Genomic DNA, 15,377 nt, shown 5'->3' with positions numbered 1-15,377 from the left:
CAGACTTTTCTTCTTTAAGGATTTCCAGCACAACTTTGGCTTTAAAATCTGTTGGATATTTCTTTCGTACACTCATTTGACGCTTAGGACCCCCTGTTTTTGTGTCTAGTTTTCTGGGTCCATTATACTGCCGCCACCTCGCTCTCCTTTAGGGCATAACAGGAGAGGTCCCGTTTGATTCTGGCCGGCGGGATATTTACGCCTGCTGGGTCGCATGTCGGTGCAAGGGGGGTGACTGCCATCTGTTCTAAAAGCCTTTTTATACTGTTTTTGTGATAAGAGCCAATTTGTAGGCATTCTTTGATGGCTGCGGCGATATCTTCCCGGCTATATATCTCCTGGTAGCTTAAGATTTCGGTCAGGTGCCAGTACAGGTTGGCCCTGTTCTTAGCACGCAGGCCTTCCAGGTATTTTTGACCGTCTGCGCCAAAAGCACTGGTGAACTTCTCTACCAGGGCCGAGCGTGCCTTTAGTTTCTTTTCCTGGTAGTGACGGTTGATGGTTTCGTGTTCGGGGTGAAGGGGACGGACGGTTTGCTTTTTAAGTTCAAGGTCGAACTCCGCTAAAAGCGCCCCTGCCTCGTCATATACCTTTAAGCGCCGGCCGTAGATGTTTTCGACCCACACTCTCCTTAAGCAGTAGCGCATGGGTACGGGGTAGAGATTGCCGTCATGGGATATATAGCCGTCATTGCTCACCTTCCGGGGTTCTTTATGGTGTAATAAGGCCGGTTCGACAGTCTGTATTTTAAGAAGGCACCCTTTTTCCTCGGCAAACATCTCCGACGGCGGCCGGCCTAAGGTGCTGTGGGGCCTTTTGTTGTAGGCTTCCTGGAACTCTGAAAGTTTTGCAGCGAATTCGTTTAAGTCCCCCACCTCCAGACCCCGCAGCAAGTGTTCCTGGACATAGTAAAAGGGGCGCTCTACCTTTCCCTTGGTCCGGGCACGGTAGTTGGCGCAGGCTGAAGGATCAATGCCATACAGCCCGCAGAATTTGAGAAACTCGTCATTATACCGGACGATACCATCCTTCTGGTGGGTGATAACCATTTGCTTGCCGTTATCTATCACCAACTCCGGGGCATAGCCACCGAAGAAGGTAATGGCCTCAACCAGAACCCGGATCACATCGGCGGTGGTGATGCTTAATGAGAAGGTGTAGAATTTCATCCGGCTAAAAGACAGGACCACTTCGTGGAGATATATTTTTACCGGCTTCCCGTCTACCGGTAACGTCCACTCCTTCCAATCGTACTGCATCTGCTGGCCCGGCCCCGTTTCTACCCGGGTGGTGGCTAATTTGGCGGCCCTATCATCTTCCTTTATGGACCTGAGGTAACGGTGGACGCTGGCCAGGGAGCCTTGATAGCCCTTATCTACTAATTCTTTGTAGATCCTTGTGCCGATATATCCCTTGGCAAGCATAATCTTTATTTCTTTCAGAAATTTGTCCAGTTCTTTGACATACTCCCTGGCTTTAAACTGGGGTGGGCTGGCTTCTTTCAGGTACTTCCTGACGGTATTCCTGGACACCCCAACATCCCTGGCTATTTGCCTGATGCCGGCCCCTTGAGCATGCAGTGCCTTGATGCGCTGCCATTTGTACATGCTGACCACCTCTTTTTCCTCCCCCTCTCAGGGGAGATTTTATCACAAGATTAGGTGGGTCAGTTTTATTTGACGATCTAGGGTCAATTATATTTTACGATCTACAGGAATTGAAACTCGTTTCACCGTACAGAAAGCAGGTCTTTATATTTGTTCGCAGCCTACCTATGAGGAATTTAAAACCCTCTTTTCCCGCAAGTATTTGTCTGACAATTTTCCGGTTCGCAGCCTCCTGGTAGTTAAACGTGGTGGGTAGAAACTTTTTTGCGAAGACGGGATAAGCTTGGAGGAAATTGGTAGATTGTGTCGAATTTTTAACGTTACTAGCGGGAAAGGAAACAAAGCAATATGATAGCTTTGAGACTCTGGAGCTAGGGCAAACATTTCGGTCTTGCTTTTGTCCCTGGTTATACAGAAGGGAAAACCCTTTAATAAATCCACAATAGATACCAGGACTGAAAACCGATCTTGAAGGAGGGAAAAACCTTGCTAACCTTGCCGGAAAAGAGCGTCCTGCTGGTGGAAGACTCGACCCTCACCAGGTTTTCCTCCAGGAGAACACTGGAGGAGAAGGGCTACCTGGTGGACGAAGCTGCCAGCGGCCAGGAGGCGCTGGTTAAGGCCAAAGGAAAAGGAGAACCGTACGACCTGGTGATCCTCGACATCCACCTGCCGGGAATGGACGGTCTGGCTGTGCTGGAGAACCTCAAACGACTTCCGGAGTACCGGTACGTCCCGGTCATGGTAGTAACTGTCGAGAGCAACGTCGCCGTGGTCAAGAGGGCTATAGAACTGGGGGCGGTGGAGTACCTCTGCAAGCCCTATTCGGTAGAGGAGTTGGCGCGCCGCGTAGAGAAACTGATAGGCCCGGGTGCCAGGGGAGAAGCTACCCCCACAGTGCTGCTCCATAAAGTACTCAGAAATGAGATCAACCGGGCGAGCAGGGGTGGGCTAAATGTAGCTTTGGTCCTGGCCAGGTCTGAAGGGTTGGGCAGGGGAAAGATAGTGGAATGCGCCAGGCAGGTGCGGCGGCGCCTGCGCGAAATAGACACTGTCATAGAGCTCAGCAGGAGCACGCTGGCGATGGTTCTCCCCCTTACGGGGAAAGAAGGCGCGCAGGTGGTAACGACTAAACTGGATGGTTTCCTGCCCGGGAAGTGGAGCTACGGGATTGCGGTATATCCCGACAACGGGAAGGACGGGGAAGAGCTTTTCGCCTACGCCGGAGCTGCCCTTAAAGAGAGCTGGGAGAAAAAAGGACCGGGTGCGCCAGCCCAGCAGCAGGCATCTGACACGTAGGATCCCAGAACTTATTTCGCAGTCCAGGCTTTCAACACCCAGTCAACGATGCAGTGTTACGCTTTAGCGGTAACAAACAATAGCATTTATTCATCCTGAACTGCCCCTGAGCGTATCTTTCGGCATAGCGACGGCTGACACTCCAGAACAATCTATGAAAGAAATTTATAAGAAAGCCGATGACCTGATGTACCAGGAAAAACTTAATCTGGGTGCCAGTGCCCGGAGTAAGATTGTCAATGCACTGTTAACTGCACTTTCAGAACGGGATTATATAACTGAAGGGCATGCCAGGCGCATGCAGAAGTTGTGCCAGGAATTAGGAGAAAAGGTTGGACTTTCAGCGCAACAGCTTGCCAACCTGTCCTTGTTGGCTCAGGTTCACGACTTGGGGAAAGTGGGAATACCGGACAGGACATAGCACAATCATTGAAGCCGGCCGTATTTCTGGTAGGGTAACCAAAGCATAATGATAATTAAACTTAGCATCCCCATCATCGCCCCGGTTGCCAGGGCTGCTGGAGCGCCCCAGAGGTGAGCAATACTGCCGCTAAACAGGCTGCCAATTGGGGTAACGCCGCCGAAGACCAGGGAGTATACGCTCATCACCCGGCCGCGTAAATTATCCGGTACATTAAGCTGTATGGTCGTGTTCACAGAAGCGGTAAAAGTAATCATTGACCAGCCGGTTAAGGCCAGGAGCAAAAGCGCCAGGAGATAAGAGCGCGTGGCAGCCAGGAGGAGCTGGAAGAAACAAAGGCCGGCAGCACCACCTAGCAGCAACTGGCGCCGCGGTCCAACTTTACTTAAGAATGCCAGCATTACGGCTCCACCAAAGGCGCCGATGCCTGAAGCAGACATGAGCAGGCCGTAGCCTTCAGCCTGCTGTCGCAAAGTATTCCGGGCCAGGACCGGGATCAGGACATTAAAGTTCATGGTCAAAATGCTGAGGGAGGCCATGAGGGTGATAGCCTGTAGGATAACGGGTGTCCGGCGGATGTAGTTTAACCCCTCACCAATCTTTTCCAAGATACGCGTTTCAGCCTGCTGGGGCCAGCTTTCCTCAGGTACCCGGATCAGCAGCAGGCCTCCAATAACAGCCACAAAGCTGGCGGCATTGAGCAGGAAGCTGGCTGCCATCCCCAGCTGGCCGATGACCAGGCCGGCCAGGGCCGGGCCGATAATCCGGGCGGCGTTAAAAATAGAAGAATTAAGGGCGATGGCATTCATCAAATCTTTCTTGCCCACCATTTCTACAACGAAGGACTGGCGGGCAGGCATGTCAAAGGTATTAACTATACCTAGCAATCCTGCCAGGATCAATACCTGCCAGTAACGCACCACCCCTGTTAAAGTTAAAATACCCAGGATGAAGGCCAGGAACATCAGGCTGCTCTGGGTTATGATTAAAAGACGTCTTTTAGGCACCCTGTCGGCCACCACGCCGGCTACCAGGGCAAGGACGAGCAAAGGTGTAAACTGGATGGCACTAACCAGTCCCAGCAGAAAGGGTGAATTCGTTAACTGCAATACCAGCCAGCCCTGGGCCATATTTTGCATCCAGGTGCCCATAAGGGAGATCAACTGCCCGCACCAGAAAAGCCGGAAATTACGATGCCTTAAGGCCGCCAGGGCCTGAAAGCAACCGGCTTTCTTCTCTGTTGCTACTTCTATTTCCATGCCCCGTGTTGTTCCCACCTTTTAAATCCAAATATCTCCTGCCTGATTTTATGCGCGCTGGAAATATTTAACGGTTAACAGGTTTCATGGGGACCGCAGATGAGGGCACAGATACCTGAGGTTAGTAAGGAGCAAACGCAGAAAAGCGTTTAATTGTCCTAAGTTTATATCGTCTTGGTTTACCAGGGCTTTCTCTAAAACCGAGGAGCGGTATTGTAGAATCCCGGCCAGGAATTCCTCGCCTGCCGGGGTCAGGGCCAGGTATACCAGGCGCCGGTCATTATCGTCCCGCCAGCGCCGGACCAGTTTTTCCTCCACCAGGCCATCAACAAGGCCTGTGATGGTTGCCGGGGCCAGGAAAAGCCGCCGCTGGAGTTCTCCCATAGTTATGGGTTTATCCGGTGCCAGGTTACTTAAAACCCAGAAGCGGGGCATGGTCAAACCCCGGCCGCTCAAATATGTGCGGGTGTAATGGTTCATCAGGTAATTGATCTGGCGCAACAGTAATTCAAGTTCCTGGGTTTCTTCCGCCAATCCAGCCAATACCTTCGCCTCCCGTATATTTTGGGATCCGAAAAATAATCATACTATCGATTAGCACCGTTGTCAACTTCAATTTATCCTGCGCTCATAAAAAACTACCCCGGAGTAGCAAGGGTGCATATCTACAGTCACCTTTATTTTCTCTTAACCGGGGGGTGTTACAATTGCGCCCACGCCGGTCAAAGGCGGGGGATTTTTGCTGGCGGTATCCAAAAAGCCAGATGCCAAAAAAATGAACAATAATGTATAATATAATGAATGGTTAATAAGAATTTTATAAGACCTGGCAGGAAAATTAAAATTCATGGCGAATAAGAACCACATATGAACTATCACAAGAGGATTTTAAAGTGAAAGTGAATAATCGTGCTAACACTGGAACACTGGGAGAATCAGGCGGGGGCGCAGGGCGGGCCTGTTTATTTTGCCAGGCATTGTGAAGCAATTCACCATCAGGAGGTTCAGACCCGGTGAAACTCAGGGAAATTCAGGCCATCCTCGAGGCTGAGGTCTTTACCGGGGCCGATAAACTGGACCTGGAAGTAGAGGCCGGCTTTGGTTCCGACCTGATGAGCGACGTTCTGGCCTTTGCCTGTGGCCGGGTACTCCTGCTGACCGGTCTGACCAATGCCCATGTCATCCATACGGCAGCCATGATCGACGCGGCGGCCATCGTCTTTGTCCGGGGCAAGAGGCCGGACAAAAACCTCATCAACGCCGCCGCTAATCTGGGGTTGCCTCTCCTGGGCACCAGGTTGTTGATGTATGACAGCTGCGGCCGCCTCTTCCAGGCAGGGCTGAAAGGCTGTTCCAGGGAGGCGGGTGACGACCAGGTCGCCACCTCCAGCTGGGAAAGCAAGCAAACGCAGGAGGGAAAAGAAGCTGGTACGCTACCGCATGGCGCCATGCCGGCGGGAAGGGAGAGGTCAGTAGGGGTGCTGCGAGGAAGGGTTTCACCAGGTAGGAGTTACTGGAGATACAGGAAAACCTGCCTGGACCGGCCGGAGTGGTTGCCTTGAAGGATAATACACCAGCCCTGGAACTGGCCTTTCCCGTCCGGGCGCGCGATTTCCTGGCCGGTGGGGACGGGGCGGCCCGTATTCGCCAGGTGCTGCAGCAGGTAGGCTTCCAGCCGGCCATTATCCGGCGGGCGGCCATTGCCGCATACGAGGCGGAGATGAATATAGTCATCCACTCTTTTGGCGGCGAACTCAGGGCCAGGATTACTCCAGATGCCGTCACCATTACGGCTGTTGATACCGGTCCGGGGATACCCGACGTTGAGCTGGCCATGCAGGAAGGCTATTCCACTGCCCCCCGGGAGATCCAGGAGATGGGTTTCGGTGCCGGCATGGGGTTACCCAATATCCGCCGTTGTGCCGATGAACTGGAAATTACCTCTACCATGGGTGAGGGCACGCGGGTAAAGATAGTAATCTATAATCGCTGAAGGCGGTGGCGTGATGGAGTACTTCCATTCCGTACGCCTGGACGAGGATAAATGTAAAGGCTGCACCAATTGCATAAAACGCTGCCCCACGGAAGCCATCCGGGTGCGGGAGGGCAAGGCCCGCATCATCCAGGAGCGCTGCATCGATTGCGGCGAGTGCATCCGTATCTGTCCCAACCACGCCAAGATTGCCGTGGGTGATAGCCTGGAAGCCCTTAGTCTTTACCGCTACCGTGTCGCCCTGCCGGCTCCGGCCGTAGTTTCCCAGTTTGCCGGCCAGGCTGATCTGGAGCGTATCCTGGGTGCCCTTATAGCCCTGGGTTTTGATGCCATATATGAAGTGGCCCTGGCAGCGGAGATGGTGGCCCGGGCGACCCGCCGTTACCTGGATAATTACCATGGTAAAAGGCCGCTGATTTCTCCGGCCTGCCCGGCGGTGGTAGGGCTCATTCAGGTACGTTTTCCCTCCCTGGTAGAGCAACTCCTGCCCCTGGCCACTCCTATGGATGTGGCTGCCCGACTGGCCAGGGAGGAGGGAGTAAAAGCCACCGGTTTACCCGGGGAAGCCATCGGTACCTTCTTTATATCGCCCTGCCCGGCCAAGATTACGGCTGCCCGCCAGCCCCAGGGTGGGACGGAGGGTCCCGATGGGGTCATCCCCCTGGCGGCCATTTACGGTGATATTCTTAAATCACTGGCCTCCGCTCCATGCTACCCCTCCCGGGCCGGTGCCGGCGGTTATGGCTGGGGCCACAGCGGCGGCGAGAATGCCAGCATTGGCGGCCGGCGTTTGCTGGAGGTTGATGGTATTCACCATGTTATTGAAGTCTTTACCCGTATCGAGGCGGGCGATTTCCAGGATATCGATTATATTGAAGCCCAGGCCTGCCCCGGCGGCTGTGTCGGCGGCGCCTTGATGGTCCGTAACCCCTACCTGGCCCGCCTGGAGCTAAGGCAACTGGCCTGCGGCCTGCCCGCTGGGACGGGGGCGTTGCCGGATGGCGATGCCAGCATGGTTGCCGCGCCGGTCAGGCCGCGGCCGGTCCTCCAACTCGACGCCGACCTGGCCACAGCCCTGGAAAAAATGCGCCGCTTGGAAGCCACCCAGGCCCTCCTCCCGGGCCTGGACTGCGGTTCCTGCGGCTCACCCAGCTGCCGCGCCCTGGCCGAGGATATTGTCCGGGGAGAGGCCCAGGATACCGACTGCGTTTTCGTCCTGCGGGAGAGGGTGCGGGTCCTGGCGGAAGAGGTGGTCGAACTGGCGCGGAAACTGCCGCCGTCCATGGCCCAGCCGGAAAGGAGGGATGGTAATGAAGCTGCGGGAAATAGCGGAGCGCCTGGATTTGCAGGTTCTGGCCGGAGAGAGGGGCCTGGACAGGGAGGTTAACAGCGGCTATTGTACCGACCTCATCAGCGATTTTATGGCCAACGGGACACCGGGATGCCTGTGGCTGACCCTGCAGACCCACATGAATGTGGTGGCCGTGGCCCTTCTGGCTGGGGCGGCGGGTGTGGTGCTTACCGGGGGAAGGGGGATACCACCGGAAGTCTGCCGCAAGGCCGAGGCGGAAGGTTTGCCCCTGCTGCATACTTCCTTCAATACCTTTGAAATAGCCGGGCGTCTATACCATCTCTTATATGCACAATGAAGGTTGACGGCCGCCCCGAGGCCTCGTTAGCAAAAGGTTTGAGCGGGAAAGGGTGCCATGGCTCTTTATCGCGCCGATCTCCATATCCATACCGCCCTGTCGCCCTGCGCCGGGGAGGAGATGACCCCGCCCCGGATTGTAGCTGCGGCCCTGGCTGCCGGCCTACAGGTCATCGCTGTGACCGATCATAACAGTGCCGCTAATGTGGCTGCCGTCCGGGAAGCCGCCCTGGGCAGCGGCCTGGTAGTCATGGCCGGCATGGAAGTCCAGACCCGGGAAGACGTCCACCTGGTCTGCCTCTTCGACACGCCGGAGGATGCCCTGGCCTGGCAGGAGGAGGTTTATCATTACCTCCCCAGCGGGGAAAACCGTGAAGATTATTTCGGCCCCCAGCTTATCCTGGACGCCGCGGGGCGGGAAAGGGCCCGGGAGAAGAGGTTGCTCCTGGCTAGCACCGGCCTGGGGGTGGAAGAAGTGGCCGGGGAGGTGGCCGGCCGCGGCGGGTTGTGCCTGCCGGCCCATGTGGACAGACCATCATACAGCCTGCTGGCGAGTTTAGGGTTTATACCGTCCGGTCTCCAGGTAGCAGCCGTGGAGCTTGGCCTGCTGGACCCGCCGGCCGCGCGTAAAAAGTTCCCGGCCCTGGCCGGATGGCCACTGGTGGCCGCTTCCGACGCCCATTACTTAAAGGACATCGGCCGGCGGGCTACCGAGTATGATCTAGAGGTCGTAAATATAACCGCCCTGGCCCATGCCCTCCAGCATCAGCAATTTAAGGTGGTGATTTATGGGGGAAGAAACAATTTCAGATAAATACTACATTGAGTTCTGTATTTCGTTAATAAAAATGGGATTTCTGACTTAAGGAGGTTTTACCATGGAAGCCTGTCAATGCGAAGCCAAATGGGAGGAACTCGATAAGATCATTGCCGCCCACCGCGGCCGGCCATCCGATTTAATCGAGGTTCTCCACCAGGCCCAGGACCTCATCGGCTACCTGCCCCGCCAGGTCCAGGTGGCTATAGCCGAGGGCCTGGGAGTGTCCTTGACGGAAGTCTACAGCGTCATTTCCTTCTACCACCATTTTACCGTTAAGCCCAAGGGTAAATACCAGGTCTCCGTCTGCAAGGGGACGGCTTGCTACGTCAAGGGCTCCCCGGAGATCCTGGAGCGCCTGGAGAAGGAGCTGGGCATCAAAGCCGGGGACAGCACCGACGACGGCAAGTTTTCCCTGGAAGTTGTCCGGTGTCTCGGGGCCTGCGGCCTGGGTCCCGTTATGACCGTCAACAAGCGCGCCCACGGGCTTTTGAAGCCGGATACGGCGGTAGCCGTATTAAAGCAGTACCAGTAAAGCCATGGAAGAACTGGCCCTGCATATTCTGGATCTCCTGGAAAATGCCCTGGCCGCCGGGGCGCGACAGATCCTCATTACCATTGAAGAGGATGAGGACCGGGACCTGTTGACCATTGAGGTCCGGGATGACGGCCGCGGTATGGGGGCCGAAACCTTGCAAAAGGCCCTGGACCCCTTTTACACCACCCGGACTACCCGGAAGGTAGGCCTGGGGTTGCCCCTCTTCCAGGCTACGGCGGCCCAGTGTGGGGGAAACGTTACTCTGGAATCCCAGCCGGGCCAGGGGACACGGGTGGTGGCTACCATGAAACTGAGCCACCCGGACCTGCCGCCCTTAGGCGACATGGGAGCAACCATAGCCGCTGCTTTGAGCCGGGAAGAACCGGTAGAACTCGTTTACTACCACCGCCGGGGGCCAAAAGAATTCCATTTTTCTTCCGCCTGGTTGCAGCTTCACCTGGGCGAGGTACCTTTAAACTGCGGGCCGGTACTGGACTGGGTCCAGCGCTATATCAATAAAGGATTGGCAGAATTGTACGGAGGTGAAGGTAAGTGATCAAGTCCCTGGAAGAACTGCAAAAGATAAAGGAAACCCAGCTGGAAGCCATCCGCCTGCGGGAGGCGGATCAAAAGGCAAAGATTGTCGTCGGTATGGGCACCTGCGGCATTGCCGCGGGCGCGCGTGAGGTTATGAGCGCCATCCTTGATGAGCTGGGCAAGCGCCGCCTCACCAATGTGGCCGTCACCCAGACAGGATGCATCGGTCTCTGCGCCCAGGAACCCCTGGTGGACGTCATCCTGCCGGGGAAGCCGCGGGTGACCTATGGCAAGGTGGATGCCAACAAGGCGCGGCAGATTGTCGCCCAGCATGTAGTCAACGGCATTGTGATCAGCGAATGGGTTGTTAACAGGGGGGAAGAGTAAATGGAATTTTATCGTGCCCACATCCTGGTCTGCGCCGGTACCGGCTGTACGGCCTCGGAAAGCCCGGCAACTAAAGAGGCCCTCCTCCGGGAACTGAAGGCCCGGGGACTAGATAAGGAAATACAGGTCGTCGACACCGGTTGTTTCGGTTTCTGCCGCTTTGGTCCCAATATGATGGTTTACCCGGAAGGGGTTTTCTACACCCAGGTCCACCCGGAGGATGTCCCGGAACTGGTGGAAGAGCACTTTATCAAGGGCCGGGTGCTGGAGCGCAAGCTCTACAAGCAGCCGGAGGCGGAAGCTGCCGTCAAGGCCTTTGAAGAGATTCCTTTCTTCAAACACCAGGTGCGCATCGCCCTGCGCAACTGCGGTCTCATTAATCCCGAATCCATTGATGAATATATTGCCCGCGACGGCTACCAGGCACTGGGAAAAGTTCTGACTACCATGACTCCCGGTGAGGTAATCGATGTGATCAAAAAGTCCGGCCTGCGCGGCCGGGGCGGCGGCGGGTTCCCCACCGGCCTCAAATGGGAGTTTGCCCACCGCTCGCCGGGACCGGTTAAGTATATCGTCTGCAATGCCGACGAGGGCGACCCGGGGGCCTTTATGGACCGCAGTATCCTGGAGGGTGATCCCCATGCCGTCCTGGAGGGACTGGCCATCGGCGGTTACGCCATCGGCGCCGGCCAGGGTTATATCTACGTGCGCGCAGAATACCCAATTGCCGTGAACCGGTTGAAGATAGCCATCGAGCAGGCGCGGGAAAAGGGTCTCCTGGGTAAGAACCTCTTTAACTCGGGCTTTGATTTTGACATTGATATCCGCCTGGGCGCCGGCGCCTTTGTCTGCGGCGAAGAAACGGCATTACTGGCCTCCATCGAGGGGCGCCGGGGTGAACCGCGGCCGCGGCCGCCCTTCCCGGCCGTATCCGGCCTCTGGGGCAAGCCCACGGTCATCAACAACGTGGAGACCCTGGCCAATATACCGACCATTATCCGTGAGGGCTGGGAATGGTTCGCCAGCATCGGTACCGAAAAGAGCAAGGGGACCAAGGTCTTTGCCCTGGCCGGCAAGATAAACAACAACGGCCTGGTGGAAATCCCCATGGGCACCTCCCTGGGCGAGGTTATCTACGACATCGGCGGCGGTATTCCCGATGGCAAGAAGTTCAAGGCGGCCCAGACGGGTGGTCCTTCGGGCGGCTGCATCCCGGCGGAATACTTGAACACCCCCATTGACTATGAATCCCTGACGGCCCTGGGCACCATTATGGGTTCCGGCGGGCTGATTATCATGGACGAAGACACCTGCATGGTGGACCTGGCCAAGTTCTTCCTGGACTTTGTCAAAGACGAGTCCTGCGGCAAGTGTACCCCCTGCCGCATCGGCACCACCCGCATGCTGGAGATCCTGGACCGCATTTCCAAAGGCCAGGGCAAAGAAGAAGACCTCGACCTGCTGGTGGATCTGGGCCAGCAGATCAAGGACACGGCCCTCTGCGGCCTGGGCCAGACAGCGCCCAACCCGGTCCTGAGTACCATTAAATACTTCCGGGATGAATACCTGGCCCACATCCGTGAGCACCGCTGCCCGGCCAGCGTCTGCGCGGCCCTCTTTAACTCGCCGTGCCAGAATACCTGCCCGGCCAACGTTGATGTGCCCATTTACATCGACCTCATCCGCCAGCGGCGCTTTGCCGAGGCCTACGAAGTTATCCGGCGAGAAAATCCCTTCCCCGTAGTGTGTGGGCGGGTCTGCAACCATCCCTGCGAGGGCAAGTGCAACCGGGCCAAGATCGACCAGCCCCTGGCCATTCGCGAGTTGAAGCGCTTTGCTGCCGATTATGCTATGAAGCTCAACGGCCAGCGGCCACGGCCGGAAATTAAGCCGCCCAACGGGAAAAAGGTCGCCGTGATCGGCTCCGGTCCGGCGGGCCTGACGGCAGCCTACTACCTGGCCCTGAAGGGCTACAGCGTGACCGTCTTTGAAGCCCTGCCGGTGGCCGGCGGCATGATGGCCGTGGGCATCCCCGAGTACCGCCTGCCGAAGAAAACCCTCCAGGCGGAGATTGATACCATCCTGGAACTGGGTGTGGAGCTGCAGACCGGCAAGGCTCTTGGCCGCGATTTCAGCCTGGACGACCTTAAAGCCCAGGGGTATGAAGCCGTCTTTGTGGCCGTCGGTGCCCATAAGGACCAGAAGCTCGGCGTGCCGGGCGAGGAACTGGAAGGCGTATACGCCGGCGCTACCTTCTTACGGCAGCTTAACTTGGGCCGGGCGCCGGAAGTAAAAGATAAAGTGGTGGCCGTCATCGGCGGCGGTAATGTGGCCATGGACGCCGCCCGCTCGGCCCTGCGCCTCGGCGCTAAAGAGGTTCACATCATCTACCGGCGCCAGAAGGACGATATGCCGGCCCTGCGCGAGGAGATCCACGAGGCGGAAAAAGAAGGCGTGAAGATCACCTGCCAGGCCAATCCGGTGGCCATCCTGGGCGAAAACGGCAGGGTTACGGCCATACGTTGCGCCCGCATGCGCATGGGAGAATTTGACCGCAGCGGCCGGCGGCGGCCGGTACCCATCGAAGGGGCCGACTTCACCCTGCCGGTGGACGTCGTCATTGCGGCCATCGGCCAGACGGTGGATCCGGAGAGCATTCCGGCCGGGGTAGAAGTAAGCCGCGCCGGTACGGTGGTGGCTGACGAGAAGACCGGTGCCACCAGGTTGCCCGGCGTCTTTGCCGGCGGTGACTGCGTGGCCGGGCCGGATACCGTCATCGGTGCCATTGCGGCCGGCAAGCGGGCGGCGGCCGCCATCGATAGATATCTCGGCGGCGACGGCGTGATTGTACCTGAGATGGAAATCAAGCGCCAGCGGACGGCGCCGGTGATTGAAGAGAAGACGGCCCGGGAAGTGGCGGCAAGCCTTGACCTGGCAGAACGGCTGGCGGGCTTTGCCGAGGTAGAGCTGGGTTATGACCTTGAGGCCGCGGTAGCCGAGGCGTCCCGCTGCCTGCGCTGCGACGTGCGGGAATAGGCGGAAGATAGGAGGCGAAAAAAGTGAGCACCGTGAGATTGACCATTGACAACATCCCGGTGGAAGTTGAGGCCGGGACGACGATTTTGAAAGCCGCCGAGAAGGCGGGCATCCACATTCCCACCCTCTGTTACCTGGAGCGCATCAACGAAATCGGCGCCTGCCGGGTCTGCGTGGTAGAAGTAGAAGGGGCCAGAAACCTGATGGCCTCCTGTGTGGCCCCGGTAGCCGAGGGTATGGTGGTAAAGACAAATAGCCCCAGGGTCAGGATGGCCCGGCGCCTGAATGTGGAACTGCTCCTTTCCAACCACAAGATGGAGTGCCCCACCTGCATCCGCAACCTCAACTGCGAACTGCAAACCCTGGCCCAGGAACTGGGGATCCGGCAGGTCCGCTTTGAGGGTAAAAAGAGCGAGTATCCTATAGACGATTCCACACCGGCTATCATCCGCGAGCCCGATAAATGCATCCTCTGCCGCCGCTGCGTGGCCGTGTGCGAAAAGGTGCAGGGGGTAAAGGCCATCGCCCCCATGGGTCGCGGCTTTGATACCGTCATCGCCCCGGCCTTCCAGGATAAGCTCCTGGACATCGCGTGCGTGGAGTGCGGCCAGTGCACCCTGGTGTGCCCGGTAGGCGCATTATACGAAAAGGATTATACCAGTGAGGTCTGGGCGGCCCTGGCTGACCCCGAAAAATTTGTAGTTGTCCAGACGGCCCCGGCCACGCGGGTGTCCATCGGCCAGGAGTTCGGCCTGCCGCCGGGGAGCATCAACACCGGCCAGATGGTGGCGGCCTTAAGGCGGCTGGGTTTTGACCGGGTCTTCGACACCGACTTTACTGCCGACCTGACCATTATGGAAGAGGGGTCCGAATTTATTGAGCGCTTCACCAAGGGAGGCCCCCTGCCGTTAATTACCTCCTGCAGCCCGGGCTGGATCAAGTTCATGGAACACTTCTACCCCGAATTTATTCCTAACGTATCTACCTGTAAATCGCCCCAGCAGATGTTCGGCGCCGTGGCCAAGACCTTCTACGCCCAGAAAGCCGGCATCGACCCGGCTAAGATGGTGGTTGTCTCTATCATGCCCTGCACGGCTAAGAAGTTCGAGAGCCAGCGGCCGGAGATGACTGATAGCGGTTACCGGGATGTAGACTATGTCCTGACCACCCGCGAGCTGGCCCGCATGATCAAGGAAGCCGGCATTGACTTCAAGAGCCTTCCGGAAGAGCAGTACGATGACCCCCTGGGCGAGTCCACCGGCGCAGCGGTTATCTTCGGTGCTACAGGTGGGGTCATGGAGGCGGCCCTGCGTACTGCTTATGAATTGATTACCGGTAAGACGCTGCCCTCCCTGGACTTCTATGATGTCCGGGGCCTGACGGGCATCAAGGAAGCCACCGTGGATATCGAGGGCACCAAGGTCCGGGTGGCGGTGGCCCACAGCCTGGGCCATGCCCGGGAGCTTTTAGAGCGGGTCAAGGCCGGCGAGCAATACCACTTTATTGAAATTATGTGCTGCCCTGGCGGCTGCATCGGCGGCGGGGGACAGCCCATCCCGACCAACACGGAGATTCGCCAGCAGCGCATCAAGGGTATCTACCAGGCCGACGCCGAGATGCCCCTGCGCAAGTCCCATGAGAACCCGTCCGTCCAGACCCTCTACCGCGAGTTCCTGGATAAACCTTTAAGCGAAAAATCCCATCACCTCCTATCTCAATAATTTGCTTCTAGCTCGTTAAATCTCTTGCTCTCTTAGATTTTCATTTTTATGATGAAGTCCAAGAAGGCAGACTAAGCCTTCATCTTCATCATCAGTAGACGTAGTTGTTGTGGA

15 protein-coding genes are annotated in these 15,377 nt (G+C 57.1%); 12 read left to right on the top strand and 3 right to left on the bottom strand.

The window, feature by feature from the left end:
- Window positions 1-122 precede the first annotated feature (122 nt).
- A complete protein-coding gene (istA, locus tag MOST_RS13335) occupies window positions 123-1,607 on the bottom strand; it encodes an IS21 family transposase (RefSeq protein WP_054937074.1) in 1,485 nt (494 codons plus the stop codon).
- A gap of 486 nt (window positions 1,608-2,093) precedes the next feature.
- Here istA and MOST_RS13330 point away from each other — a divergent pair, with 486 nt between their 5' ends.
- Both MOST_RS13330 and MOST_RS13325 read left to right on the top strand, forming a co-directional pair.
- Entirely contained in the window at window positions 2,094-2,906 is an 813-nt protein-coding gene (locus tag MOST_RS13330; protein WP_054937064.1) for a response regulator, read from the top strand.
- A gap of 154 nt (window positions 2,907-3,060) precedes the next feature.
- A complete protein-coding gene (locus MOST_RS13325; protein WP_054937065.1) occupies window positions 3,061-3,327 on the top strand; it encodes an HD-GYP domain-containing protein in 267 nt (88 codons plus the stop codon).
- 5 nt (window positions 3,328-3,332) lie between these two features.
- Here the strand turns inward: MOST_RS13325 and MOST_RS13320 are convergent, their stop codons facing one another.
- The gene (locus MOST_RS13320; RefSeq protein ID WP_054937066.1) at window positions 3,333-4,586 is read right to left on the bottom strand and encodes an MFS transporter; all 1,254 of its coding nucleotides are present in this window, start codon (window positions 4,584-4,586) and stop codon (window positions 3,333-3,335) included.
- 84 nt (window positions 4,587-4,670) lie between these two features.
- Complete coding sequence (locus MOST_RS13315) at window positions 4,671-5,129, bottom strand: MarR family winged helix-turn-helix transcriptional regulator (RefSeq protein ID WP_244267074.1); 459 nt, start codon at window positions 5,127-5,129, stop codon at window positions 4,671-4,673.
- 470 nt (window positions 5,130-5,599) lie between these two features.
- On the opposite strand from MOST_RS13315, the gene MOST_RS17690 reads away from it, so the two are divergent.
- From MOST_RS17690 to MOST_RS13265, 10 genes are all read left to right on the top strand, one after another.
- Window positions 5,600-6,148 carry a hypothetical protein gene (locus tag MOST_RS17690; protein WP_208974849.1) on the top strand — a complete coding sequence of 183 codons (549 nt, stop codon included), beginning with the start codon at window positions 5,600-5,602 and terminating at the stop codon, window positions 6,146-6,148.
- Entirely contained in the window at window positions 6,145-6,579 is a 435-nt protein-coding gene (locus MOST_RS13305; RefSeq protein WP_054937067.1) for an ATP-binding protein, read from the top strand. Before MOST_RS17690 ends, MOST_RS13305 begins: the two co-directional genes overlap by 4 nt.
- Before the next feature lie 13 nt (window positions 6,580-6,592).
- Complete coding sequence (locus MOST_RS13300; protein WP_083476668.1) at window positions 6,593-7,966, top strand: [Fe-Fe] hydrogenase large subunit C-terminal domain-containing protein; 1,374 nt, start codon at window positions 6,593-6,595, stop codon at window positions 7,964-7,966.
- A complete protein-coding gene (locus MOST_RS13295; protein WP_054937068.1) occupies window positions 7,890-8,228 on the top strand; it encodes a DRTGG domain-containing protein in 339 nt (112 codons plus the stop codon). Before MOST_RS13300 ends, MOST_RS13295 begins: the two co-directional genes overlap by 77 nt.
- Before the next feature lie 57 nt (window positions 8,229-8,285).
- Window positions 8,286-9,041: a PHP domain-containing protein gene (locus MOST_RS13290; protein ID WP_054937069.1), complete on the top strand. Its 756-nt coding sequence runs from the start codon at window positions 8,286-8,288 to the stop codon at window positions 9,039-9,041.
- A 64-nt stretch (window positions 9,042-9,105) separates the two neighbouring features.
- Window positions 9,106-9,579 (top strand): NADH-quinone oxidoreductase subunit NuoE family protein, encoded by a 474-nt coding sequence (locus tag MOST_RS13285; RefSeq protein WP_062283545.1) that lies wholly within the window; start codon window positions 9,106-9,108, stop codon window positions 9,577-9,579.
- 4 nt (window positions 9,580-9,583) lie between these two features.
- Window positions 9,584-10,138, top strand: coding sequence for an ATP-binding protein (locus tag MOST_RS13280; protein WP_054937071.1), 555 nt, complete (start codon window positions 9,584-9,586; stop codon window positions 10,136-10,138).
- Complete coding sequence (locus tag MOST_RS13275) at window positions 10,138-10,506, top strand: (2Fe-2S) ferredoxin domain-containing protein (protein ID WP_054937076.1); 369 nt, start codon at window positions 10,138-10,140, stop codon at window positions 10,504-10,506. Before MOST_RS13280 ends, MOST_RS13275 begins: the two co-directional genes overlap by 1 nt.
- Window positions 10,507-13,542, top strand: a complete 3,036-nt coding sequence (gene nuoF, locus MOST_RS13270) for an NADH-quinone oxidoreductase subunit NuoF (RefSeq protein ID WP_054937072.1) — start codon at window positions 10,507-10,509, stop codon at window positions 13,540-13,542.
- A gap of 23 nt (window positions 13,543-13,565) precedes the next feature.
- Window positions 13,566-15,263, top strand: coding sequence for an NADH-dependent [FeFe] hydrogenase, group A6 (locus MOST_RS13265; RefSeq protein ID WP_054937073.1), 1,698 nt, complete (start codon window positions 13,566-13,568; stop codon window positions 15,261-15,263).
- Window positions 15,264-15,377: the final 114 nt, after the last annotated feature.

Origin of the sequence: Neomoorella stamsii (assembly GCF_002995805.1) — a bacterium.
Taxonomy (GTDB): domain Bacteria; phylum Bacillota; class DSM-521; order Neomoorellales; family Neomoorellaceae; genus Neomoorella; species Neomoorella stamsii.
The sequence above is the reverse complement of the archived record's forward strand: the minus strand, read 5'-3'. Positions and strand labels throughout refer to the sequence as shown.

What these genes read in the sequence shown, in the direction of transcription:
- istA (WP_054937074.1), bottom strand. Translation starts at nt 1,607, where the DNA reads ATGTACAAATGGCAGCGCATCAAGGCACTGCATGCTCAAGGGGCCGGC.
- MOST_RS13295 (WP_054937068.1), top strand. Translation starts at nt 7,890, where the DNA reads ATGAAGCTGCGGGAAATAGCGGAGCGCCTGGATTTGCAGGTTCTGGCC.
- MOST_RS13290 (WP_054937069.1), top strand. Translation starts at nt 8,286, where the DNA reads ATGGCTCTTTATCGCGCCGATCTCCATATCCATACCGCCCTGTCGCCC.
- MOST_RS13280 (WP_054937071.1), top strand. Translation starts at nt 9,584, where the DNA reads ATGGAAGAACTGGCCCTGCATATTCTGGATCTCCTGGAAAATGCCCTG.
- MOST_RS13325 (WP_054937065.1), top strand. Translation starts at nt 3,061, where the DNA reads ATGAAAGAAATTTATAAGAAAGCCGATGACCTGATGTACCAGGAAAAA.
- nuoF (WP_054937072.1), top strand. Translation starts at nt 10,507, where the DNA reads ATGGAATTTTATCGTGCCCACATCCTGGTCTGCGCCGGTACCGGCTGT.
- MOST_RS13320 (WP_054937066.1), bottom strand. Translation starts at nt 4,586, where the DNA reads ATGGAAATAGAAGTAGCAACAGAGAAGAAAGCCGGTTGCTTTCAGGCC.
- MOST_RS13285 (WP_062283545.1), top strand. Translation starts at nt 9,106, where the DNA reads ATGGAAGCCTGTCAATGCGAAGCCAAATGGGAGGAACTCGATAAGATC.
- MOST_RS13300 (WP_083476668.1), top strand. Translation starts at nt 6,593, where the DNA reads ATGGAGTACTTCCATTCCGTACGCCTGGACGAGGATAAATGTAAAGGC.